The sequence below is a fragment of the Rhodobacter xanthinilyticus genome (assembly GCF_001856665.1).
Classification (GTDB): domain Bacteria; phylum Pseudomonadota; class Alphaproteobacteria; order Rhodobacterales; family Rhodobacteraceae; genus Rhodobacter; species Rhodobacter xanthinilyticus.
Genome location: NZ_CP017781.1, coordinates 2,090,720 through 2,111,393 on the forward strand (window position 1 = coordinate 2,090,720; position 20,674 = coordinate 2,111,393).

23 protein-coding genes are annotated in these 20,674 nt (G+C 68.0%); 13 read left to right on the top strand and 10 right to left on the bottom strand.

Annotation, left to right across the window (positions count from 1 at the left end):
- Positions 1-10 precede the first annotated feature (10 nt).
- Together LPB142_RS10245 and tpiA are read left to right on the top strand one after the other, a co-directional pair.
- Positions 11-370 (top strand): HesB/IscA family protein, encoded by a 360-nt coding sequence (locus LPB142_RS10245; protein ID WP_068767041.1) that lies wholly within the window; start codon positions 11-13, stop codon positions 368-370.
- A gap of 78 nt (positions 371-448) precedes the next feature.
- Positions 449-1,192, top strand: coding sequence for a triose-phosphate isomerase (gene tpiA, locus LPB142_RS10250; protein ID WP_068767042.1), 744 nt, complete (start codon positions 449-451; stop codon positions 1,190-1,192).
- A 154-nt stretch (positions 1,193-1,346) separates the two neighbouring features.
- On the opposite strand, the gene LPB142_RS10255 is transcribed toward tpiA, so the two are convergent.
- From LPB142_RS10255 to LPB142_RS10280, 6 genes are all read right to left on the bottom strand, one after another.
- On the bottom strand, positions 1,347-2,735 hold the full coding sequence (locus tag LPB142_RS10255) for a TRAP transporter large permease (RefSeq protein WP_071166319.1): 1,389 nt from the start codon (positions 2,733-2,735) through the stop codon (positions 1,347-1,349).
- 4 nt (positions 2,736-2,739) lie between these two features.
- Positions 2,740-3,420 carry a TRAP transporter small permease gene (locus LPB142_RS10260; RefSeq protein ID WP_071166320.1) on the bottom strand — a complete coding sequence of 227 codons (681 nt, stop codon included), beginning with the start codon at positions 3,418-3,420 and terminating at the stop codon, positions 2,740-2,742.
- Between the two features lie 61 nt (positions 3,421-3,481).
- Positions 3,482-4,486, bottom strand: a complete 1,005-nt coding sequence (locus LPB142_RS10265; RefSeq protein WP_071167217.1) for a TRAP transporter substrate-binding protein — start codon at positions 4,484-4,486, stop codon at positions 3,482-3,484.
- A gap of 331 nt (positions 4,487-4,817) precedes the next feature.
- Positions 4,818-6,050, bottom strand: coding sequence for a sigma-54-dependent transcriptional regulator (locus tag LPB142_RS10270; protein WP_071166321.1), 1,233 nt, complete (start codon positions 6,048-6,050; stop codon positions 4,818-4,820).
- Entirely contained in the window at positions 6,047-7,813 is a 1,767-nt protein-coding gene (locus tag LPB142_RS10275; protein WP_083392662.1) for a sensor histidine kinase, read from the bottom strand. Before LPB142_RS10275 ends, LPB142_RS10270 begins: the two co-directional genes overlap by 4 nt.
- Positions 7,797-8,240: a GNAT family N-acetyltransferase gene (locus LPB142_RS10280; RefSeq protein ID WP_068767046.1), complete on the bottom strand. Its 444-nt coding sequence runs from the start codon at positions 8,238-8,240 to the stop codon at positions 7,797-7,799. The genes LPB142_RS10275 and LPB142_RS10280 overlap by 17 nt, the downstream gene beginning before the upstream one ends.
- A gap of 105 nt (positions 8,241-8,345) precedes the next feature.
- Between LPB142_RS10280 and LPB142_RS10285 the strand changes: the two genes are divergently transcribed.
- Positions 8,346-9,527, top strand: a complete 1,182-nt coding sequence (locus LPB142_RS10285) for a cytochrome P450 (protein WP_068767086.1) — start codon at positions 8,346-8,348, stop codon at positions 9,525-9,527.
- Positions 9,528-9,667: 140 nt separating this feature from the next.
- Here the strand turns inward: LPB142_RS10285 and LPB142_RS10290 are convergent, their stop codons facing one another.
- Entirely contained in the window at positions 9,668-10,129 is a 462-nt protein-coding gene (locus tag LPB142_RS10290) for an Lrp/AsnC family transcriptional regulator (protein WP_068767047.1), read from the bottom strand.
- 140 nt (positions 10,130-10,269) lie between these two features.
- On the opposite strand from LPB142_RS10290, the gene LPB142_RS10295 reads away from it, so the two are divergent.
- The 9 genes from LPB142_RS10295 (at position 10,270) to LPB142_RS10335 (ending at position 18,344) form a co-directional block, all read left to right on the top strand.
- Positions 10,270-10,575, top strand: coding sequence for a DUF2849 domain-containing protein (locus tag LPB142_RS10295; RefSeq protein ID WP_068767048.1), 306 nt, complete (start codon positions 10,270-10,272; stop codon positions 10,573-10,575).
- Positions 10,568-12,229, top strand: a complete 1,662-nt coding sequence (locus LPB142_RS10300) for a nitrite/sulfite reductase (RefSeq protein ID WP_071166322.1) — start codon at positions 10,568-10,570, stop codon at positions 12,227-12,229. The genes LPB142_RS10295 and LPB142_RS10300 overlap by 8 nt, the downstream gene beginning before the upstream one ends.
- Positions 12,204-12,977, top strand: coding sequence for a phosphoadenylyl-sulfate reductase (locus LPB142_RS10305; RefSeq protein WP_394328595.1), 774 nt, complete (start codon positions 12,204-12,206; stop codon positions 12,975-12,977). The genes LPB142_RS10300 and LPB142_RS10305 overlap by 26 nt, the downstream gene beginning before the upstream one ends.
- Positions 12,974-13,345 carry a DUF934 domain-containing protein gene (locus LPB142_RS10310; protein ID WP_071166323.1) on the top strand — a complete coding sequence of 124 codons (372 nt, stop codon included), beginning with the start codon at positions 12,974-12,976 and terminating at the stop codon, positions 13,343-13,345. Before LPB142_RS10305 ends, LPB142_RS10310 begins: the two co-directional genes overlap by 4 nt.
- Before the next feature lie 153 nt (positions 13,346-13,498).
- Positions 13,499-14,326: a ferredoxin--NADP reductase gene (locus LPB142_RS10315; RefSeq protein ID WP_269635314.1), complete on the top strand. Its 828-nt coding sequence runs from the start codon at positions 13,499-13,501 to the stop codon at positions 14,324-14,326.
- A gap of 237 nt (positions 14,327-14,563) precedes the next feature.
- Positions 14,564-15,103, top strand: coding sequence for a translation initiation factor IF-3 (gene infC / locus LPB142_RS10320; RefSeq protein ID WP_082872993.1), 540 nt, complete (start codon positions 14,564-14,566; stop codon positions 15,101-15,103).
- A 157-nt stretch (positions 15,104-15,260) separates the two neighbouring features.
- Positions 15,261-15,848: a L,D-transpeptidase gene (locus tag LPB142_RS10325; protein ID WP_071166324.1), complete on the top strand. Its 588-nt coding sequence runs from the start codon at positions 15,261-15,263 to the stop codon at positions 15,846-15,848.
- A gap of 327 nt (positions 15,849-16,175) precedes the next feature.
- Positions 16,176-17,234, top strand: a complete 1,059-nt coding sequence (locus LPB142_RS10330) for a glycosyltransferase family 2 protein (RefSeq protein ID WP_068766747.1) — start codon at positions 16,176-16,178, stop codon at positions 17,232-17,234.
- A gap of 168 nt (positions 17,235-17,402) precedes the next feature.
- Positions 17,403-18,344 carry a phosphoadenosine phosphosulfate reductase gene (locus LPB142_RS10335; RefSeq protein WP_232230882.1) on the top strand — a complete coding sequence of 314 codons (942 nt, stop codon included), beginning with the start codon at positions 17,403-17,405 and terminating at the stop codon, positions 18,342-18,344.
- Positions 18,345-18,347: 3 nt separating this feature from the next.
- On the opposite strand, the gene LPB142_RS10340 is transcribed toward LPB142_RS10335, so the two are convergent.
- From LPB142_RS10340 to LPB142_RS10345, 3 genes are all read right to left on the bottom strand, one after another.
- Positions 18,348-18,659 (bottom strand): hypothetical protein, encoded by a 312-nt coding sequence (locus LPB142_RS10340; protein WP_071166326.1) that lies wholly within the window; start codon positions 18,657-18,659, stop codon positions 18,348-18,350.
- A 91-nt stretch (positions 18,660-18,750) separates the two neighbouring features.
- Entirely contained in the window at positions 18,751-18,912 is a 162-nt protein-coding gene (locus tag LPB142_RS19055) for a hypothetical protein (protein ID WP_156894360.1), read from the bottom strand.
- Between the two features lie 251 nt (positions 18,913-19,163).
- The gene (locus LPB142_RS10345; protein ID WP_071166327.1) at positions 19,164-19,472 is read right to left on the bottom strand and encodes a hypothetical protein; all 309 of its coding nucleotides are present in this window, start codon (positions 19,470-19,472) and stop codon (positions 19,164-19,166) included.
- Positions 19,473-19,596: 124 nt separating this feature from the next.
- Between LPB142_RS10345 and pyrC the strand changes: the two genes are divergently transcribed.
- A complete protein-coding gene (pyrC, locus tag LPB142_RS10350) occupies positions 19,597-20,637 on the top strand; it encodes a dihydroorotase (protein WP_071166328.1) in 1,041 nt (346 codons plus the stop codon).
- The last annotated feature ends 37 nt before the right edge of the window (positions 20,638-20,674 follow it).

A 20,674-nucleotide genomic window follows, 5' to 3' on the forward strand; every position in this document is an offset into this window, starting at 1 on the left:
GGAGAGACCGATGTTCGCCATTCCCGGGAAACCGCCCGTCACCCTCACCCAGGCCGCGATCGACCAGATCGCGCGGCTGATGGCGCGCGAGGGCGCCGCGGGCTTCCGTATCGGGGTCAAGAAGGGCGGCTGCGCGGGCATGGAATATACGATGGAGATCGCGGCCGAGGCGGGGCCGATGGATATCGTCGTCGAGGAGGGCGCCGCGCGGGTGCTGATCGCGCCAATGGCGCAGATGTTCCTGCTCGGCACCGAGATCGACTATGAGGTGGGCCTCCTTGAGAGCGGCTTCAAATTCCGCAACCCCAATGTCGTCGAGGCCTGCGGCTGCGGCGAGTCGGTGAAATTCCGCGACACGGCGGAGAGCTGATCGCCCCCGCCCGCGCCGATTTGCCCTTTGCGCCCGCCCGCCCTTCGGCCTAGATTGGCGGCAAAGATGGAGGGGCGGATGCGCAGAAAACTCGCGGCAGGCAATTGGAAGATGAATGGCACGGGCGCGAGCCTGGCCGAGGTGGAGGCGCTGATCGCGGCGCATCCGAACCCGGGCTGCGAGGTGCTGCTGTGCCCGCCCGCCACGCTGGTGGGCGCGATGGCGGCCAAGGCTGCGGGCCGGATCGGCGTCGGCGGTCAGGATTGCCACAGCGCGACATCGGGCGCCCATACCGGCGATATCTCGGCCCGGATGCTCAAGGATGCGGGCGCGACCCATGTGATCCTCGGCCATTCCGAGCGCCGCGCCGATCACGCCGAAACTGACGCCATGGTGCGCGCCAAGGCCGAAGCCGCGCGCACAGAGGGGCTTGTCGCGGTGATTTGCCTCGGCGAGACCGAGGCCCAGCGCGATGCGGGCACCACGCTCGAGGTGGTCGGGCGCCAGCTCTTCGGCTCGACCCCCGAGGGCGCGACCGGCACCAACACGGTGATCGCCTATGAGCCGATCTGGGCGATTGGCACCGGCCGCACGCCGACGCTCGCGCAGATCGCCGAAGTGCATGATTTCCTGCGCTCCGAACTCGTCGGCCGGTTTGGCGCCGAGGGCGGGCTGATCCGGCTCCTCTACGGCGGCTCGGTCAAACCCTCGAACGCGGCCGAGATCTTCGCGACCTCGAATGTGGATGGCGCGCTGGTCGGCGGCGCCTCGCTGAAAGCCGCCGATTTCGGCGCGATCATCAGCGCGCTCGAGCGGGCCTGAGGGCGCAGGGGGCGCTGCCCCCTCTGCCTGCGGCATTCACCCCCGGGATATTTCTGGCAAGATGAAAGGGGCCCCGGTCGCGCGAGGCCCCTTCCCTTTCATCTTGCTGCAAATATCCCGGGGGGTCCGGGGGCGGCGCCCCCCGGCTTGCCGGTCACTTGACGATCGTCTCGGGCCCCATGACCGAGGTCGGCAGCCAGGTGCTCAGGACCGGCACATAGGTGATCAGGATCAGGAAGGCGAAGAGCACGCCAAGGAACGGCAGCGCCGCACGCACGACCCGCATGATCGGCATCCCCGCAACGCCCGAGGTCACGAAGAGGTTGAGCCCCACCGGCGGCGTGATCATCCCGATTTCCATGTTCACGACCATGATGATCCCCAGATGGATCGGGTCGACGCCGAGTTCGATCGCGATCGGGAAGACCAGCGGCGCGACGATCAGGATCAGCCCCGAGGGCTCCATGAACTGCCCGCCGATCAGCAAGATCACGTTGACGATCACGAGGAACATGATCTTGCCCAAGCCCGCGCCGAGGAGCGCTTCGGTGATCTTCTGCGGGATCTGTTCATCGGTCAGAACATGTTTCAGGATCAAGGCGTTGGCGATGATGAACATGAGCGTCACGGTGAGCTTGCCGGCCTCGAAGAGCGTCGCGCGGGTGCCCGGGTGGGCGAAGGCCGTCAGGAGCGCCTGCGGTTTTTTCCACAGCGGGATCTTCGCCGTGCCGGCATCGAGCGGGCCCATGTCGCGGTAGACGAAATTCGCCACGAGGAAGGCATAGACGGCGGCGACGGCGGCGGCTTCGGTGGGCGTGAAGATCCCGCCGGTGATGCCCGGGATGCCGTAGAGCCCGACCATGATGATCACGATCAGCATCAGCCCCCAGAAGGCATCGCGAAAGCTCGCCCAGACCTCGCCCCAGCCCTGCCATTCGCCCTTGGGCAGCTTCTTGTAGATCGCGATGACGAGGATCGTGGCCATCAGCATCCCCCCGGCCAGAAGCCCCGGGATCACCCCCGCAAGGAACATCCGCCCCACCGAGACATCGGTCGCCGAGGCATAGACGACCATCACGATCGAGGGCGGGATCAGGATGCCCAGCGTGCCCGCGTTGCAGATCACGCCGGCGGCGAAATCCTTCGAATAGCCGACCTGGCGCATCGCCGAGATCACGATCGAGCCGATCGCGACCACGGTTGCGGGCGAGGAGCCCGAGAGCGCGGCGAAGAGCATGCAGGCCAGCACCCCCGCGATCGCAAGCCCGCCCGGCAGGTGCCCCACGCAGGCCACCGCGAAGCGGATGATGCGTTTGGCCACGCCCCCCGTCGACATGAAGGACGAGGCGAGGATGAAGAACGGGATCGCGAGCAGCGTCGCATGGCCCTCCATCGCCTGGTAAAGCGCCTGGGCGATCGAGGCGAGCGAGGTATCTGACCACAGCAGCAGGAAGAGCATCGAGCTCAGCCCCAGCGAGATCGCGATCGGCACGCCGATCAGCATGAAGCCGATCACCATGACAAACAGAATGATGACATCCATGGGATCACTCCTCGGCGTTCATATGGGCGACATCGGCCACGGCGTCTTCGGCCTCGTGGCTGACGATCAGCGCCTCGCGGCGGTGGCGCAGCACCTCCCAGCTCGCCTGCGCCAGCCGGAACAGGAGCAGCGCCGAGCCGAAGGGCAGGATGAAATAGGGGATGAACCGCGGCAGCTTGCGATATTCCTCGCCGCCGTTCATCGACCCCTCGAGAAAGCGCAGGAAGCCCGGCATCGGGATCGTCTCGGTCTCATACCAGGCCTGATCGCGGGTTTTCACAAAGCCGGTGGGGAACCAGCGGCCGCTGGTCTGCTCGAGCCCGGCGAAGGGGGCGAAATAATCCCACGCGCCCTTGAGCAGGAAGACCGCATAGAGCAGGCAGAGCGCCGCCGAGACGAGCGCCATCACGCGCCGCGGCCCGCGCGAGACCATGCCCAGCACCGCATCGACACCCAGATGCGCCGTGACCTTGACCGCATAGGACATGCCAAAGAGCACGAGCCAGGCAAACAGGATCAGCGACGCCTCGAGCCCCCACAGGAGCGAATGGTTGAACACGTAGCGCAGCACCACGTTGATGAAGGTGATCGCCGTCATCAGTCCGAGGATCACCGCGATCGCGGTCTCCTCAAAGGCGTGGACGGCCCGCCCGAGCGGGGTTTTCGGCGCATATCTCGCGCTCATGGTCTGTCTCCCGAGAGGGGTTGGGGCGGCGCGAGGGCCTCACGCCGCCGGGCCTTGGGCCTCAGTGCGCGGCGTTGATCGCCTGAGCCGCGTCGATCTTGTCCTGGCCGACACCTTCGGCGAATTGCGCCCAGACCGGCTTCATCGCATCGACCCAGGCCTGACGCTGCTCGGGGGTGAGCTCGTTGATCTTGCCGCCGGCATCGAGGATCGACTGACGCGCCTGCATCTCGACCTCGTTCACCGCCGCGTTGCGCTCGAGCGTCACCTCGTTCAGGATCGTCGCGATCTGCTCGGCCACCGCCGGGTCGAGGCTGTCCCACCAATCGGTCGAGACCACGACGAGATAGTCGAGCAGGCCGTGGTTGGTCTCGGTGATGCTGTCCTGAACCTCGTAATATTTCTGGCCATAGCTGTTCGACCAGGTGTTCTCCTGACCATCGACCACGCCGGTCTGCAGCGCGCCATAGACCTCGGAAAACGCCATCGGCTGCGGCGAGGCGCCGAGCGCCTGCATCTGCGCCACCAGCACATCGGAGGGCTGCACGCGGAACTTCAGCCCCTTGGCATCGGAGGGCAGCAGGAGCGGCTTCTTGGCCGAGAATTGCTTGAGCCCCGAATGCCAGAACTCGAGCCCCTTGAGCCCGCGCCGCTCCATCGAGCCCTTCATCTCCTGCCCCATCTCGGAGGTCTGGAAGGCGTCGACGGCTTCCATGTTCTTGAACATGAAGGGCAGATCGAAGAGGTTGAAAACCTTGGTGAAAGCCTCGAATTTCGAGAGCGAGGGCGCGGCCATCTGGACATCGCCCTGCAGCATCGCCTCGAGCACCTGATCATCATCGTAAAGGGTCGAGTTCGGATAGACCTCGACGCAGACCTTGCCGTTCATCTCGGTGTTCACCCGGTCGGCGAAGAGCTGCGCGGCGATGCCCTTGGGATGTTTGTCGGCGTTCGTCACATGGCTGAACTTGATCACCATTTCGCCCGGGTCGCAGGCGCCGGCGGCGAGCGCCGCGCTGGCCGAGGTGGTGAGGGCAAGCGCCGCGAGGGTCGCGCTGAATTTGATCATGGTATCCTCCCTTTGCGCCCCCAGCGGGCGCTTGGCGGAAGAATCCTGCGCCGGGCGCGTCGATCAAGTGTTTCGTGAAGAGCCCGTGATGGGGGTTGGAAATTGTTTTATATCAGGGATTTGGGGAGTTTTTGGGCGGCGGGCGCGGCGCGGGCCGTGCGGATTTCCGCACAAGGCCGAGGGGGCGAATGTGCGGAAATCCGCACATCTCTGGGGCTTCCCTGCGCGCCGCGCGCCTCGGGGTGAGGGCGGGATTTGCGTATTTGGGCCAAGAAGAAACGGGGAGGATTCGGCCCCGGGCGGGCGCAGGGAGAGGCCTCCCGCAGGCTCAGGGGCGGAAATCTTCGGGTTTGAGGCCATGGCGCGCGAGTTTGTCGTAGAAGGTCTTGCGCGGCAGTTTCAGCGCCGCGGCGGCCTCGGTGGCGTTGCCCTGTGCGCGGGCGAGCGCCTCGGTCAAGAGCGTGCGCTCGACTTGGGCCATCCGCGCGGCCAGGCCCAGCGCCGCGGCCTCGGGCGCGGGGGGCGCGGCGCCGCCGGTGGCAAAGCGCAGCGCCTCCGCCATCAGCGCGCGCGCATTGCCCGGCCAATCGCGCGCCATCAGCGCGGCCAGTAGCTCGGGGGTGATCTCGGGCGCGGGCAGGTTCGATTGCTCGCAGGCCTGCTGGACGTAGTGGCGAAAGAGCAGCGGGATATCCTCGGGGCGCTCGGCGAGCGAGGGGATGCGCAGCTTGACGCCTTCGAGCTTCCAGAAGAGCTCGGGGTGGAAGCGCCCGGCCTGCGCCTCGGCGGCGAGGTCGCGATAGGTGCCCGCGATCAGCCGCGTTGCGGGGCGCGCCTCGAGCAGCTCGATCAGGGCGAATTGGGCGGGCGGCGGCAGGTCGGCCACCTCGTCGAGGTAGAGCGTGCCGCCCTCGGCGCGGGCAAATTCCGCGCCGAGCGTTTCCGGGGCGAGGCCGGCCGCGGCCTGTTTGACAAAGGCGCGCGGCGCGGCGGCGGAGAGCAGATGAATGACCTCGGCGACCTTGGCGTTGCCCGCGCCCGGCGCGCCGGTGATCAAGACCTCGGCGCCCGAGCGCGCCGCCGCCCGCGCCGCCTCGCGCAGCGCCTCGGCCACCGCCGAGGCCCCCACCAGCATCCGCGCCGCCGCATCGCCGCGTTTCGCCTCGCGCGAGAGTTTGCGGTTCTCCATCACCCAGGCGCGGGTCTTCAGCGCCTTTTCGACCACGGCCAGCAACGCCTTGGGCGCGCAGGGTTTTTCGAGGAAATCGAAAGCGCCCCCCGCCATCCCGCGCACCGCCATCGGCACATCGCCCTCGCCGGTCAGCAAGATCACCGGCAGCTCCGGGTCGCGTTTTTGCACGAGTTCGAGGAGCGCGAAGCCGTCCTTGCCGGGCATTCGGATATCGGAGACGACGACGCCCTCGAAGGCCGGCCCGACGTGATCCTTGGCCTCGATATAGCTCGAGGCGAGCACCGGCGTGAGCCCGGCCAGATCGAGCGTCTGGCCCAGCGCCTCGCGCACCGCCCGGTCGTCATCGACCAAAAGCACCTTGCCGATCATCGCGCCCCTCCCTCGCCGCCGATCTCGGGCGCCGCGACCAGCCCGAGCGTGAAGAGCGCCCCGCCGCCGGGCGGGTTCTCGCCTGTGAGCGTGCCGCCAAAGCCCTGCACCAGACCATAGGAGATCGAGAGGCCAAGGCCCATCCCCTCGCCCGAGCCGGGCTCCTTGGTCGAATAGAACGGGTCGAAGATCCGCTCGGGCTCGGCGATGCCGGGGCCGGTGTCGCGGATCGTCAGGCGCACCCGCGCCCCCTCGGGGCGGATGCGGATGGTCAGGCGGCGCAGCGCCCGCCCCTCCATCGCGTCGATCGCATTGGCGATCAGGTTGACGACGACCTGCGCAAGGCGCACCTCGCCGCCCATCACCACCGCGGGCCCCTCGGGGCGGCGCCAATCAAGGGCGATCCCGGCGGCGGCAAGGCGGGGCTGCAAGAGTTCAAGCGCGCTTTCCACCACCGCCGCGAGCCCCACCCGCGTCGCGGGCTCGGTCTCGGCGCGGGCGAAGGCGCGCAGGTTCTTGATGATCCGCCCCATCCGGCGCGCCATGTCCGAGATCCGGCCAAGCGTCGCGGCGGCCTCGGGCACGCGGCCGCGCTCGAGCAGCAGCTCGGCGTTTTCCGCAAACGAGCGGATCGCCATCAGCGGCTGGTTGAGCTCATGGCTGATCCCCGCCGACATCTGGCCGAGCGCGGAGAGTTTGCCCGCCTGCACGAGCTCGGCCTGGGTGCGGGTGAGCAAGTCATTGGCGGCGCTGAGCTCGGCGGTGCGCGCCGCCACCCGCGCCTCGAGCTCGGCCTTGGCGCGGGCCTCGGCGGCGAGGCGCTCGGCCAAGGTCCGGCGCCGCTCGAGGAGCGCGAGGATCACCGCACCAAAGCCGAAGAGCGCCAGCGCCACCGAGAGCGCCTGCGCCCGCGCGAGCCGCAGGAGCGGCCCGGCATCGGCCATCGAATGGCCCACCATCTCGATCACCGGCAGATCGCGCGTGAGCAGGAGGCCATAGCGCGGCAGATAGCCGCCGCCGGTGACCAGATCGACCCCGATCAGCGGCGCGGGGCGCAGCGCGCCGGGCTCCGCCGCGAAAAGCATCTCGGAGCGGTTGGCGACAAAGACCACCCCCGCCGCATCGGTGAACCAGACCGGCACCGGGTCGCCCCGCCCGGGCGCCTCGACCCGCTCGGCGGCAAAGCTCAGCGCCAGAAGCCCCGCGACCGGCCCCGCGCGCGAAAAGACCGGCGCCGCATAACGAAAGAGCCGCTCGCCGGTGGCCGGATCGACGAAGTGAAAGGCCCCTGCCGCGCCCTGCGCCGCGCGCGCAAGATCGGCCGCGGAGGGGTCGAGCCGCGCGCCCGGCGCAACGCCGCCCGAGCTCGCCAGCACCTCGCCCGACGGGGTGAGCAGAGCCAGATCGCGCGCGCCGGCCTGATCGGCGATGCGGCGCAACACCGCGCCCACGGTCTCGGCGCCGGGCTCGGCCGCGCCCTCGGCCCGCGCCACGATATAGGGATGGGCCGCCGCCATCGCGACCACCTCGCGATAGGCCGCGAGCGCCGCGACGAGCCGGTTCGAGGCGAGCCGCAGATCGGCCGCGCCGCGCTCCTCGAGCTGGATCAGACCGCGGGCCAGCGCGCCTTGCCAGACGGCAACCGAGGCCCAGAGGATCAGCCCGAGCCCCGCCGCCAGAACCCCGATCCGGCGCAGGATCGGCTCGCGCGGGGCGGCGTCGGGCGGCGCCCCGGCAGGCGGCGGCTCAGGGCGCGACGGCATAGAGGATGAACCCCGACGCCGGGGCGAAACTGTCATAAAGCGCGCGCGCCGGCGCATTCGTCTCGGCGGTGAGCCAGCGCACCGAAGGGTAACCGTTCTCGCGCGCAAACGCCCGCACCCGCTCGATCAGCGCCCGCCCGACGCCCAGCCCGCGCGCCGCGGGCTGGGTGAAGAGATCGGAGAGATAGACCACCGCCCCGCCCGAAAGCGAGCGATGCATCAGCGAATATTGCACAAGACCAAGGGCTTGGCCGGCCTCGCCCCAAGCGATCTCAGCCCAATAGGGTTCCTCAGGGTCGGTGACCCAGCCCCAGACCCGCTCGAGCACCGGCGCCGGATCGGTCGCGTAAAAGGCCGCATAGCCGCGAAACAGCGTCTCCCATGCGGCGCGGTCGGGTCCCTCCACCGGGCGGATCGTCAGGCTCATGCGGGTCTCCCTTGGCTTTCCCCCGGTGTGCCCGGCGCGCGCGCGCAGATCAAGCCCTTGCCGATGCCGCATTTGCACGGCACCCTGCGCCCGACAGGAGACCCGATGCAAAGCCTCAGCCAATCGCCGACCGACCCCGGCTTCGTGCAAGACCCCTACCCGTTTTACGACCGCATCCGCGCGGCGGGGCCCTTCGCGCGCTGGGACGACTATGACCTCACGGTGAGCGCGCGGGCGACGGTGGTGGGGGCGGCGCTGCGCGACCGGCGGCTCGGGCGCGAGGCGCCTCCGGGCTTTGCGCCCGAACCGCCCGCCCATCTCGCGCCGTTCTACGCCGTCGAGGCGCAATCGATGCTCGAGCTTGACGGGCCGCGCCATGCGCGCCTGCGCCGGCTCGTCGCGCGCGCCTTCACCTCGGCGCGCATCGCCGCCCTCGCGCCACAGATCACCGCGCTCGCAGACCGGCTGATCGACGCGCTGCCCGCAGACGGGGCCGATCTGATCGAAGATTTCGCCAAACCCCTGCCGGTGATCGTGATCGCGCGGCTGCTCGGCGTGCCCGAGGAACGCGCGCCCGATCTGCTCGCCTGGTCGAACGCGATGGTCGCGATGTATCAGGCGCGGCGCACGCCCGAGATCGAGGCCGAAGCCGTCGCCGCGACCGAGCGCTTCGTGGCCTTCCTCGAGGGCTATATCGCCGAGCGCCGCCGCACGCCGCGCGATGACCTGATCACCGATCTGATCGCGGCCGAGGAAGCGGGCGAACAGCTCAGCACGGCCGAGCTGATCTCGACCTGCATCCTGCTTCTGAACGCAGGCCACGAGGCCACCGTCCACAGCCTCGGCAATGGCGTGAAGACCTTGCTCGAGAGCGGCGCGGGCGCCTATTGGCTCACCCGCAACCGCGTCGAGGGCACGGTGGAGGAGCTCTTGCGCTTCGACCCGCCGCTCCACCTCTTCACCCGCTGGGTGCGCGAAGATCTTGAAATCGCGGGGCAAAAGTTTCGGCGCGGCGATCGGATCGGGCTCCTGCTCGCCGGCGCGAACCGCGACCCGGGGCCCTGGGAGACGCCCGCAACCTTCTCCCCCGGCAGACCCATCCAGACCCATTTCAGCTTCGGCGCGGGGGCGCATTTTTGCATCGGCGCGCCGCTTGCGCGCCTCGAGATGAGCCTCGCGCTGCCCGCGCTCTTCAAACGGCTCCCCGCGCTCGCGCTCGACGACGCGCCGCGCTACGCCGATCTCTACCATTTCCACGGGCTCGAGCGGCTGCGCGTGCGGTACTGAGGCAAGAAGGGGGCGCTGCCCCCTCTGCCTTCGGCATTCACCCCCGGGATATTTTCAGCAAGATGAAAAGAGCTGATTTCATCTTGCCCCAAATATCCCGGGGGGAGGCGAAGCCGGGGGGCGGCGCCCCCCCTCCGCCCTCAGAGCGGCAGAAGCGTCGTCGACTTGATCTCTTCCATGCTCAGCAGCGCGGTGACATTGTAGATCTTCACCTCGGAGATCAGCGCCTGATAGAATTGATCATAGGCGCGCGCGTTCTTCACCCGCACCTTCAGGATATAATCGATATCCCCCGCCAGCCGGTGCGCCTCGAGCACTTCGGGGCGCTCGCGCAGGGTCTTGAGGAAGGCCTGCTGCCAGCTCGCCTCATGTTCCGAGGTGCGGATCAGCACGAAGAAACAGGCCTCGAGCCCGAGCGAGTCCGGGTCCAGCAGCACCGTCTGGCGGCCGATCACGCCGAGCTCCTTCATCTTGCGGATTCGGTTCCACACCGGGGTTTTCGACGAGCCCACCTTGCGCGCGATCTCGTCGAGCGACTGGCTGGCGTCCTCCTGCAGCTGGGAGAGGATTTTGCGATCCATGTCATCGAGCCGGACGGCCATTCGCGTTTTCTCCTGATCCGGGGAAGCCTATCCCCATTCCGCGCCAGAATAGAACAACGATCCTTATTCGCAAGGGCGGCTGGCGAAATAGGGGAACAATTTTCTATATTGCAGGGCAGAAACCAGCCCCGGAGGCCGCCATGAGCCGCAAATTCACCCCGAAAGTCGTCACCGCGAACGACCTGCGCGAAGGCTTCGTGGTCTATATGACCGCCGCGGGCGCCTGGTCGGAGCACCACCACGAGGCCGAGCTCATCGAGGATGAGGCGATCGCCGAGCTGCGGCTGATCGCGGCGATGGGCCAGGGCGAGCGTGTGGTCGGCGCCTATCTGGCCGAGGCGCGCGCCGGCGCCGCGGGCCCCGAGCCCGTCCATTTCCGCGAGGCTTTCCGCACGCGCGGGCCCTCGAACTACGCCCACGGCAAGCAGGAGACCGCGCATGTATAAGTATTCGGATTTCGACGAAGCCTTCGTGCGCGCGCGCACCGCGCAATTCCGCGCCCAGGTCGAGCGCCGCCTTTCGGGCGCGCTGACCGAGGACGAGTTCCGCCCGCTGCGGCTGATGAACGGCGTCTATCTGCAACTCCACGCCTATATGCTGCGCGTGGCGATCCCCTATGGCACGCTCTCCTCGGCGCAGATGCGCCAGCTCGCGCTGATCGCCGAGCGCTGGGACAAGGGCTATGGCCATTTCACCACCCGCCAGAACATCCAGTTCAACTGGCCCAAGCTCACCGAGATCCCGGATATTCTCGACGCGCTGGCCGATGTGCAGATGCATGCGATCCAGACCTCGGGCAACACGATCCGCAACGTCACGACCGATGCGTTCGCGGGCGCGGCCGCCGATGAGGTGGCCGACCCCCGCCCCTATGCCGAGCTGATCCGGCAATGGTCGACCGACCATGCCGAGTTCCAGTTCCTGCCGCGCAAGTTCAAGATCGCGATCACCGGCTCGCCCGAGGATCGCGCCGCGATCCGCGCCCATGACGTTGGCCTGCAACTCATTGAGCGCGATGGCGAAATCGGCTTCCGCGTGTTCGTCGGCGGGGGCTTGGGCCGCACCCCGATGGTCGCGCCCGAGCTGCGCGATTTCCTGCCCGCGGCGGATCTTCTGCCCTATCTCGAGGCGATCGTCTCGGCCTATAACCTGATCGGCCGGCGCGACAACAAGTATAAAGCGCGGATCAAGATCACCGTCTTCGAGACCGGGATCGAGGCCTTCCGCGCCGCCGTCGAGGGCGAGTTCGCCCGCGTGCGCCCGCTCTTCAGCGGCGTCGATCAGGCGGCGCTGGCCGAGATCGCGACCCATTTCGCGCCCCCCGCCTTCGCGCCGACCGCGCCCGATCATTTCGAGCAGACCCGCGCCGTCGACCCGCTCTTCCGGGCTTGGGCCGAGACCAACCTGACCGCCCATCGCGAGGCCAACCACGCGATCGTGACGGTCTCGCTGAAGGAACATGGCGCGACCCCGGGCGACGCCTCGGCGCAGCAGATGCGGCTTCTCGCCGATCTCGCCGATCGCTACGGCTATGGCGAGCTGCGCATCTCGCATATGCAAAACGTGGTGCTGCCGCATGTGGCGAAGGCCGATCTGCCGGCGCTCCATGCCGAGCTTATGCGCGCGGGCCTCGCCACCGCCAACGCGGGGCTGCTCTCCGATATCATCGCCTGCCCGGGGATGGATTACTGCGCGCTGGCCACCGCCCGCTCGATCCCGATCGCGCAGAAAATCGCGTTGCAGTTCAAGGCTCTCGGCTATGAACGCGAGGTCGGCAAGCTGAACATCAAGGTTTCGGGCTGCATCAATGCCTGCGGGCATCACCACATCGGCCATATCGGCATCCTCGGCCTCGACCGGGCGGGCGTGGAGAATTACCAGATCACGCTGGGCGGCGACGCGGGCCCCGAGACCGCGATCGGCGAGCGCGCGGGCCCGGGCTTTGCCTATGACGAGGTGGTGCCCGCGGTCGAGCGGCTCTTGCGCGCCTATCTCGCGCATCGCGCAAGCCCGGCCGAGACCTTCATCGAGACCTACCGCCGCCTCGGCCCCGCGCCGTTCAAGGAGGCCCTCTATGGCGAGGCCCGCAATGCTGCCTGAGATCGGCCCGCGCGTCGCCGCGCTCAACGACCGCTACCGCCATCACGCGGCGGTTTCGGTGATGGAAAAGGCGCTGAAAGACCCCGACACCGGCGAGGTGGCGCTGGTCAGCTCCTTCGGGGCGGAATCGGTCGTGCTCCTGCACATGGTCTCGGTGATCGCGCCGGGCACGCCGGTTCTCTTCATCGACACGCTGATGCTGTTCCCCGAAACGCTGCGCTATCAACAGGATGTCGCGGCGCAGCTGGGGCTGACCGATGTCCGCACGATCCGCGCGAGCGAGGCGGCGCTGAAGCTCGACGACCCGGACGGCACGCTGCATCAGTTCAACACCGATGCCTGCTGCGCGCTGCGCAAGACAGTGCCGCTCGAGGCCGCGCTCTCGGGCTTCGATGCCTGGATCACCGGGCGCAAACGCTATCAGGGCGCGACCCGCCAGACCATCGACTTCTTCGAGGTCGAGACCGAAAAGCGCATGAAGATCAACCCCTTGGCGCATTGGGGCCGGGAAGATCTCGAGGAATACATGGTCGAGAACCGGCTGCCGCGGCACCCGCTGGTGGCCAAGGGCTACCCCTCGATCGGCTGCGCGCCCTGCACCTCGCCGGTGAAACCCGGCGAAGACCCGCGGGCGGGCCGCTGGCGCGGCCAAGCCAAGACCGAATGCGGGATCCATTTCATCGGCGGCAAGGCCGTGCGCATCAAGAACGAGGCGGAAGCGCCTGAAAACAAGGAGAAAGTCGCATGAGCACGATCATCCGCGACGACGGGTTCCACGCCGAGGACTGGACCGGCCCCATGGTCGAGATCGCCCCCGACACCGCGCCCGAGGCGCTGCCGGGGCTGACCGCGGGGGCGGGGCTCGTGCGGGTGGCCTTCCCGGCCTTTTCCGACGGGCGCGGCTTCACGCTGGCCCGCTGGCTGCGCGCGCAGGGCTTCACGGGGCGGCTGCGCGCGGCGGGCCATGTGCTCGCCGATCAATACGCCATGGCGCGGCGCGCGGGCTTCGACGAGGTCGAGATCTCCGACGAGCTCGCCGCCCGTCAGGGCCCCGAGCAATGGCGCGCGCGCGCCGATTGGCAGGCCCATGATTATCGCGCGCGGCTGATGGGCTGATTTCTTCTTCCCGCCTTAACCTTTCTTGCCTATGAGGCTTTCAGCCACCGACTTGAGCCAAATCAAGGAATCGACCCCGCGCGAAGAGGTATCTGCGGCATATGTTTGCCGCGCGCGTCCGCTGCGCGCCCCTCTGCCCCGCGCGGGGCCCAAGTGAAAGACACCGACGTGACCGAGACCGCCACCATCCCGCCCGTCAAACACCTCCCCGACGCCCAGACCGTGACCTCGGTCCGCCACTGGACCGACCGGCTCTTTTCCTTCCGCGTCACCCGCCCGCAGACGCTGCGCTTCCGCTCGGGCGAATTCGTGATGATCGGGCTGCTCGACGACAAGAACAAACCTCTCCTGCGCGCCTATTCGATCGCCTCGCCCGCCTGGGATGAAGAACTCGAATTCTACTCGATCAAGGTCCCCGATGGCCCGCTGACCTCGCGGCTGCAACATATCGAGGTGGGCGACGAGATCATCTTGCGCCCGAAACCCGTGGGCACGCTGGTGATCGACGCGCTCTTGCCCGGCAAACGGGTGTGGTTCCTCGCCACCGGCACCGGCATCGCGCCCTTCGCCTCGCTGATGCGCGAGCCGGAAACCTATGAAAAGTTTGAAGAAGTCGTGATGATGCACACCTGCCGCACGGTCGAGGAACTCGAATACGGCCGCCAGCTCGTGGAAAGCCTGAAAGACGACCCGCTGATCGGCGAACTGGTCGGCGACAAGCTCAAATACTACCCGACCGCGACGCGCGAGGAGTTCCACCACCGCGGACGCATCACCGACAACCTGATGAGCGGCAAGGTCTTCGAAGACCTCGGCATCGCGCCGATGGATGCCGAACATGACCGCGCGATGGTCTGCGGCTCGCTGGCCTTCAACAAGGATGTCATGGAAGTGCTCGAGCATTTCGGCCTGCGCGAGGGCGCGAATTCCGAGCCGCGCGAATATGTCGTCGAGAAAGCCTTCGTCGGCGAGGGGATCTGAGCGTAGAGGGGGCTCTGCCCCCGGCTTCGCCTCCCCCGGGATATTTAGGGCAAGATGAAAGGGTCGCTTCTTCATCTTGCCCTAAATATCCCGGGGGTGAGGCGCCCTGGCGCCGAGGGGGCAGCGCCCCCTTCCCCCCGCGGGATTTGCGCCCGCCCCCCGTTTTTCGGTTGAATACCGGCGCGTGCGTGCCTATTTTGCGCGCCATTCACGCTTGGCCACAGAAGGATCACAGCCATAGCCCGCAGACCGCACAATGCCCCGCCTCAGCGCGACACCGGCCCCCGCGTCAACGACCGCATTCGCTCGCCCGAGATTCGCCTCATCGGCGCCGATGGCGAGAACGTGGGCGTCGTGACGCCGCAGCGGGCGCTGATGATGGCCGAAGAGGCCGGGCTCGACCTCGTGGAAATCTCGCCCACCGCGGTCCCGCCGGTCTGCAAGATCATGGACTACGGCAAGTTCAAATACGAACAGCAAAAGCGCGAAGCCGAGGCCCGCAAGAAGCAGAAGATCATCGAGATCAAGGAAGTCAAATTCCGCCCCGGCACCGACACCCATGACTACGAGGTCAAGATGCGCTCGGTGATGCGCTTCCTCGAGGATGGCGACAAGGTGAAGATCACGCTGCGCTTCCGCGGCCGCGAGATGGCGCACCAGCAGCTTGGCCTGGAGCTGCTCAACCGCGTCAAGGATGACGTGGGCGAGGCCGGCAAGGTCGAGTCGATGCCGAAGCTCGAAGGCCGCCAGATGGTGATGATGATCGCGCCGAAGTAATCCGGCCCGCGGCATCCCCCCCCCCCCCCCCCCCGAAACCCTCCCCCGCGGGAGGGTTTTTTCATGGGCCCTCGCGGCGCTGTGAGCGGGCGTGATTTGCCCCCGGCGCGCCCCCGTGAGACCCTGCCCCCGGACACGCGACAACCGGACAGGACCCATGACCCACCTCACCCGCCGCCGGGCGCTCGCCTCGGGGGCAGCGCTTTTGCTCACCCCCGCTCTCGCCCGCGCCGCCACGCAAGACATCCCGATGGCCGAGCAGCCCGCCATCGTCGCCCCCGCGCTCAACCACAACATCTCGGGCTTTCGCGAGATCGACTGGCGCGACCATTTCGACACGCTCGACACCGTGACGCTGATCGCCGACACGCGGTCAAAAGCGCTCCATTACTGGGCCAAGGACGGCGCCGAATACCGGCTCTACCCGACCTCGGTGCCGATGAGCGAGGAGCTGACCAAGCGCGGCTACACCAAGATCACGCGCAAGAAGGTGGGCCCCGACTGGACGCCGACGCAATCCATGCTCGCGCGCGACCCGAGCCTGCATTACATGCCGCCCGGCCCCGACAACCCGCTCGGCACCCATGCGATGTATCTGAGCTGGCCCGCCTATATCATCCACGGCACCCATGACACCCGGAAGATCGGCCGCAAGAGCTCCTCGGGCTGCATCGGGCTCTTCAACGAGAAGATCGCCGAGCTTTATGAGCTCTGCCCGGTGGGCAGCCGGGTGAAGATCATCTGATTTCGTTATTTGGCGAAATTCGCAAATAAGGGGCGACATCTAACCCCTTGATTTCCCTTCATTCCGCCCCGCCAAAAAATAAAGCGCTGCGGGAGGGAGGCCCGCAGCGCGTTATGGGATGCTACGAGGGAGAGCGTCGCATCCTGTTTCGGGCTCCGGCGGCTGCCGCCGCATTTCAGGGAGATCACGAACCCGATGCCCTTTGATAGCCGCGCGGGCGGGGCGCTCACTTTGACCTAGGTCAAACCCGGGCGCACCGTCCCTGCGACATTTTGGCGAAAGCGCCGCGCGCTTTACATCGGCGCGCGGAGCGGGCACCTTGGCGCCATGCGCAGCCTCGCCATTCTCACCGTCAAGAACGAAGCCGCCTTTCTGCTGGAATGGTTGGCCCACCACCGCGCCGTGGGCTTCACGGATTTCCTCGTCTTTTCAAACGATTGCGATGATGGCACCGATGCGATGCTCGAGCGGCTCGCGGCGCTTGGGTGGCTCAGCCATGTGCCCAACCCCGGCCCCTGGCCCGAGGGCCCGCAATGGGCCGCGCTGAAGGCCGCCGACCGCCACCCGCTGACCCGCGCCGCCGACTGGATCCTGTTTCTCGACGTCGATGAATTCGTCAACATCCACGCCGGCGACGGCACCCTCGACGCGCTGCGCGCCGCCCTGCCCGAGGCCAGCGCGATCCCGCTCACCTGGCGGTTTTTCGGCAATTGCGGCGTGGTCGATTACCGCGACACCCCGGTGACCGAGCAATTCACCCGCGCCGCCCCCTCCTCGATGCTCTGGCCCTGGCGCGCCTCGCTCTTCAAGACGCTGTTTCGCAACGACGGCACCTATGGCAAGCTCGGCGTCCACCGCCCCCGCCAGCCCGACCCCGCCCGGATCGGCGCGGCGCGCTGGTTTGACGGCTCGGGCACGCCCCTGCCCCCCGATTACGCCCGCTCGCGGATTTTCACCCCCCCGGGCCTCGATTGCCACCGCCTCGTGCAGCTCAACCATTACGCGCTCGGCGCGATGCAGAGCTATGTCCTCAAGGCCGCGCGCGGGCGCGCCAACCGCGAGGCGAGCCCCTTCGACATCTCCTATTGGGTCGAGCGCAATTTCTGCGCCGAGGAGGACCGCACGATCGCGCGGATGGCGGCGGCCTCGGGCGCGATTCTGGCCGAGCTGCGCGCCGATCCGGTGCTTGGGGCGCTGCACGAGCGGGCGGTGGCCTGGCGGCGGGCGCGAATCGACGCGCTGATGCTCGAGGAGGACTATCGCAGCCTCTTCGGGCGGCTGATGCTGACCCCGCCGTCGCGGCCGCTGCCGGCGCCCTTGGCGCGGCGGATGCTCGAGCTCGGGATGCGGGCGCGGGCGGCAGGTGACGCAGGGGAAACAATCTGAGCCAAAGCGCCGGATTACCCCCGCCCCACGCATCAATCCCCTGAAATTCCTGAACATCCCCTCATTTCGGCCGCAGTCCGCTAGTGATAGATTAACTATTAACCTGACACTCTGACGTATCTTCCCGGGGAGGACAGGATGACGACCATTGAGGACAGGCATAGACCCATGGAAGCGCTCAGCGATGCCGATTGGCAGGGCCGGATCGAGGAGATCGGCGAGGAGGCCGGTTATTTCGAACCCCTCGGCGCGAGCCATTGCGCGCTGTTTTCAGATGCGGGGCCGGTGCTGCTCGTCACCTTCGAGACGCGCGCCCAGATCCGGCGCCGCAACGAGGACCATCTGCCGAGCGGCTTCACGCTCGCCCAGGCCGAGGGCCATTCGAGCCTGACGCTGATCGCCGACCGCGAGACCTGGTTTCGCGACCCGGCGGTCTATGCCTATTTCGACCGGCTGGTCGATGAGGCCTTCTTCGCCGATTTCGACCGGGTGGTGTTTTACGGCTCGGGCCCCTGCGGCTATGCGGCCGCCGCCTTCTCCGTCGCCGCCCCCGGCGCGATCGTGATCGCCGCCCAGCCGCAAGCCACGCTCGAGGCCCGCCTCGCCGGCTGGGATGATCGCTTCCGCTTCATGCGCCGCACCTCCTTCACCGATCGCTACGGCTTCGCCCCCGACATGATCGACGGCGCCGAGGCCGCCTATATCCTCTACGACCCCCATGTCGCGCTCGATGCGATGCATGCCGCGCTCTACGCGCGCCCCAATGTCATGCTCCTGCCCTGCCCCCATGCCGGGCGCGCGGTGGAACGGATGTTCGTCGAAATGGGGATCCTCGAGGAGCTGCTGCGCAGCGCCTGCGCGGGCAGCTTCGATGCGGCGCGGTTCTGGCGCCTCTACCGCGCGCGCCGCGATACGCCGCGCTACCTGCGCACGCTGCTCGCCCGCCTCGCCGAGGCCGACCGCCCCTATCTCGAGGCGCTGGCCTGCCGCACCATGGTCACCCGGATCAACGGCCCGCGCTTCCGCGCCCGGCTGAGCCAGCTCGAGGAAGAACTCGAAGCCCGCGAGATCAGCTTGCCGCCGATGCGCGCCGAGCCCCGCGAGGGCTGAGACTCAGGCGTTCGAACCGGGCGAGAAATCCTCGTCGGGCGCCTCGTCGTCGTGGTGGCGGCTGACATGGGTGCGCGCGGCGCGCAGATGCGGCCCCTCGGGCGCGAAACTCGGCGCGGGGGTGAAGACCGCCCCCTCCGGCGCCGGCACCACATCGATGCCCAGCGCCCGCAGCGCCGCCATCACAGGCTCGCCCGCCCGCACGATCAGCCGATCCGCCTCGATCTGGCACGGCGCCCGGAACTGCCCCACGCAAAGCGCCGCAAGAACGAGATCGCCGCGGCATTCGATGAGAGTAAAGGCGGATTGTGTCATGGCGTCCTCCCGGCTCGGCTGGCCCGCCCCGACTATCCGCCCGCGCGCCGCCCGCCGCAAGAGGCAACCGCGCCCCGCCCCCCGGCCCGCCTCAACAATAAAACCGGTCGCGATAGAGGTGACCGGCCAGACGCGCGCGGCTCACCCCCATCGCCCCGAGCTCCGCATCGCTCTTGGCCTCGAGCCGCGCAAGCTCGCCCGCGCGGCCCTGTCGCTCAAGATAGGCCGTCACCGCCGCGCCAAAATGCGCCACGGACGGGGCCAAGGCCCGGCGCAAACCGGACAAATGCGGGGCCCGAGAAAGAGTGAAAGCCATCGAAACCTCCTGAGATCGGGTCCAGGGAGGGTTCTCCCGGATCTCAGGATGCGTCAATATTGCTGACCTGACCTGCCAGCGCCAGGCAACCCGGCCATGCGCCCCGCGCAAGCCCGCCCCTTCAACGATGCCGAAATATCCCGGGGGCCGGGCCTGCCCGGCGGGGCGGAGCCCCTCCCCGGCCGCCCTCAGCAGCTATAGGCCGTGCCCTTCACCTCGAGCACCGGCTCGCCCGGCACCACGGTCTCGAAGACGACCGTATTCGCGCCATCCGCCTGCGCCGATTCGAGCACCTTGTTGCGGGCGTATTTCACCCCCTCCTCGGCCAGAACCGGCCCATAGACCGAGGGCCGCATCGAGATATGCGAGACCATCCGACACGCGCCGACCTCGCCCGCCTCGGCCACCCGCACGCCGGGCACGCCGCGAAAGCCCGGGTCGTTGCACCCGGCCAGAAGAGCCGCCACACAGCTCAGCGTCAAAGCGGATCGGATCATCAAAACCTCCCGGAAACAGTTGCGCCAAGATGCACCGCCCCCGCGCGCCCCGCAACGCCCCGCCCCTCACATCGGCGCGATCATGCCACTGGATTTTCACCCCCGCCCGCGCTAGAGCAACGCCATGACCGAGCTGAGCATCCCCCGCCCCGACGACTGGCACCTGCACCTGCGCGATGGCGCAATGCTCAAAGGTGTCCTGCCCGAAACCACGCGCCATTTCGCCCGCGCCATCGTGATGCCGAACCTCGTGCCGCCGGTGGTGACCGGGGCGCAGGCCGCGGCCTACCGCGACCGGATCCGCGCCGCGCTGCCGCCCGGCATGGCCTTCGAGCCGCTGATGACGCTCTACCTGACCGAAGAGACCGACCCCGAGGACGTGGCCGCGGCCGCCGCCACGGGCCTCGTGCGCGCGGTCAAACTCTACCCCGCCGGCGCCACCACCAACTCCGCCTCCGGCGTGCGCGATTTCGATAAAGTGCGCCCGGTGCTCGAGAAAATGGCCGAGATCGGCCTGCCGCTCTGCGTCCATGGCGAGGTCACCACCGCCGAGCTCGATATCTTCGACCGCGAGGCGGTGTTCATCGACACTGTGCTCGACCCGATCCGCCGCGCCACCCCGGGGCTGCGGGTGGTGATGGAACATATCACCACCAAGGACGGCGTCGATTACGCGCGCGCTCAGGGCGATGACCTCGGCGCGACGATCACCACCCATCACCTGATCATCAACCGCAACCACATCCTCGTGGGCGGGATCAAGCCGCATTACTACTGCCTGCCGGTCGCCAAACGCGAGATCCACCGCCGAGCGCTGGTCGAAGCGGCAACCAGCGGCGAGGCGCGCTTCTTCCTCGGCACCGACTCGGCGCCCCATATCGACGAGCTGAAAGAATCCGCCTGCGGCTGCGCGGGCTGCTTCACCGCCACCAACACGATGAGCCTCCTGGCCCATGTCTTCGAGGCCGAGGGCCGGCTGGCCAACCTCGCCGCCTTCGCCTCCGAGAACGGCCCGGCCTTCTACCGCCTGCCGGTGAACACCGCGCGGCTGACGCTGGTGAAAACCGACGCCCCCGCCGCCTGGCCCGAAAAGATCGTCACCGGCGCCGGCCCCGTGACCGTTTTCAACCCGGGCTTCCCGGTCTATTGGCATGTGAAAGACTGACCCTTTCATCTTGCCATAAATATCCCCGCCGGAGGCT

Excerpts from the sequence above, each read along its gene's own strand:
- LPB142_RS10290 (WP_068767047.1), bottom strand. The coding sequence starts at position 10,129 with ATGGCCGTCCGGCTCGATGACATGGATCGCAAAATCCTCTCCCAGCTG.
- LPB142_RS10325 (WP_071166324.1), top strand. The coding sequence starts at position 15,261 with ATGACCCACCTCACCCGCCGCCGGGCGCTCGCCTCGGGGGCAGCGCTT.
- LPB142_RS10260 (WP_071166320.1), bottom strand. The coding sequence starts at position 3,420 with ATGAGCGCGAGATATGCGCCGAAAACCCCGCTCGGGCGGGCCGTCCAC.
- LPB142_RS10340 (WP_071166326.1), bottom strand. The coding sequence starts at position 18,659 with ATGACACAATCCGCCTTTACTCTCATCGAATGCCGCGGCGATCTCGTT.
- LPB142_RS10305 (WP_394328595.1), top strand. The coding sequence starts at position 12,204 with ATGGCGAGGCCCGCAATGCTGCCTGAGATCGGCCCGCGCGTCGCCGCG.
- LPB142_RS10310 (WP_071166323.1), top strand. The coding sequence starts at position 12,974 with ATGAGCACGATCATCCGCGACGACGGGTTCCACGCCGAGGACTGGACC.
- LPB142_RS10280 (WP_068767046.1), bottom strand. The coding sequence starts at position 8,240 with ATGAGCCTGACGATCCGCCCGGTGGAGGGACCCGACCGCGCCGCATGG.
- LPB142_RS10245 (WP_068767041.1), top strand. The coding sequence starts at position 11 with ATGTTCGCCATTCCCGGGAAACCGCCCGTCACCCTCACCCAGGCCGCG.
- LPB142_RS10330 (WP_068766747.1), top strand. The coding sequence starts at position 16,176 with ATGCGCAGCCTCGCCATTCTCACCGTCAAGAACGAAGCCGCCTTTCTG.
- pyrC (WP_071166328.1), top strand. The coding sequence starts at position 19,597 with ATGACCGAGCTGAGCATCCCCCGCCCCGACGACTGGCACCTGCACCTG.
- LPB142_RS10335 (WP_232230882.1), top strand. The coding sequence starts at position 17,403 with ATGGAAGCGCTCAGCGATGCCGATTGGCAGGGCCGGATCGAGGAGATC.
- LPB142_RS10295 (WP_068767048.1), top strand. The coding sequence starts at position 10,270 with ATGAGCCGCAAATTCACCCCGAAAGTCGTCACCGCGAACGACCTGCGC.
- LPB142_RS10275 (WP_083392662.1), bottom strand. The coding sequence starts at position 7,813 with ATGCCGTCGCGCCCTGAGCCGCCGCCTGCCGGGGCGCCGCCCGACGCC.
- LPB142_RS10300 (WP_071166322.1), top strand. The coding sequence starts at position 10,568 with ATGTATAAGTATTCGGATTTCGACGAAGCCTTCGTGCGCGCGCGCACC.
- tpiA (WP_068767042.1), top strand. The coding sequence starts at position 449 with ATGCGCAGAAAACTCGCGGCAGGCAATTGGAAGATGAATGGCACGGGC.
- LPB142_RS10285 (WP_068767086.1), top strand. The coding sequence starts at position 8,346 with ATGCAAAGCCTCAGCCAATCGCCGACCGACCCCGGCTTCGTGCAAGAC.
- LPB142_RS10270 (WP_071166321.1), bottom strand. The coding sequence starts at position 6,050 with ATGATCGGCAAGGTGCTTTTGGTCGATGACGACCGGGCGGTGCGCGAG.
- LPB142_RS10345 (WP_071166327.1), bottom strand. The coding sequence starts at position 19,472 with ATGATCCGATCCGCTTTGACGCTGAGCTGTGTGGCGGCTCTTCTGGCC.
- LPB142_RS10255 (WP_071166319.1), bottom strand. The coding sequence starts at position 2,735 with ATGGATGTCATCATTCTGTTTGTCATGGTGATCGGCTTCATGCTGATC.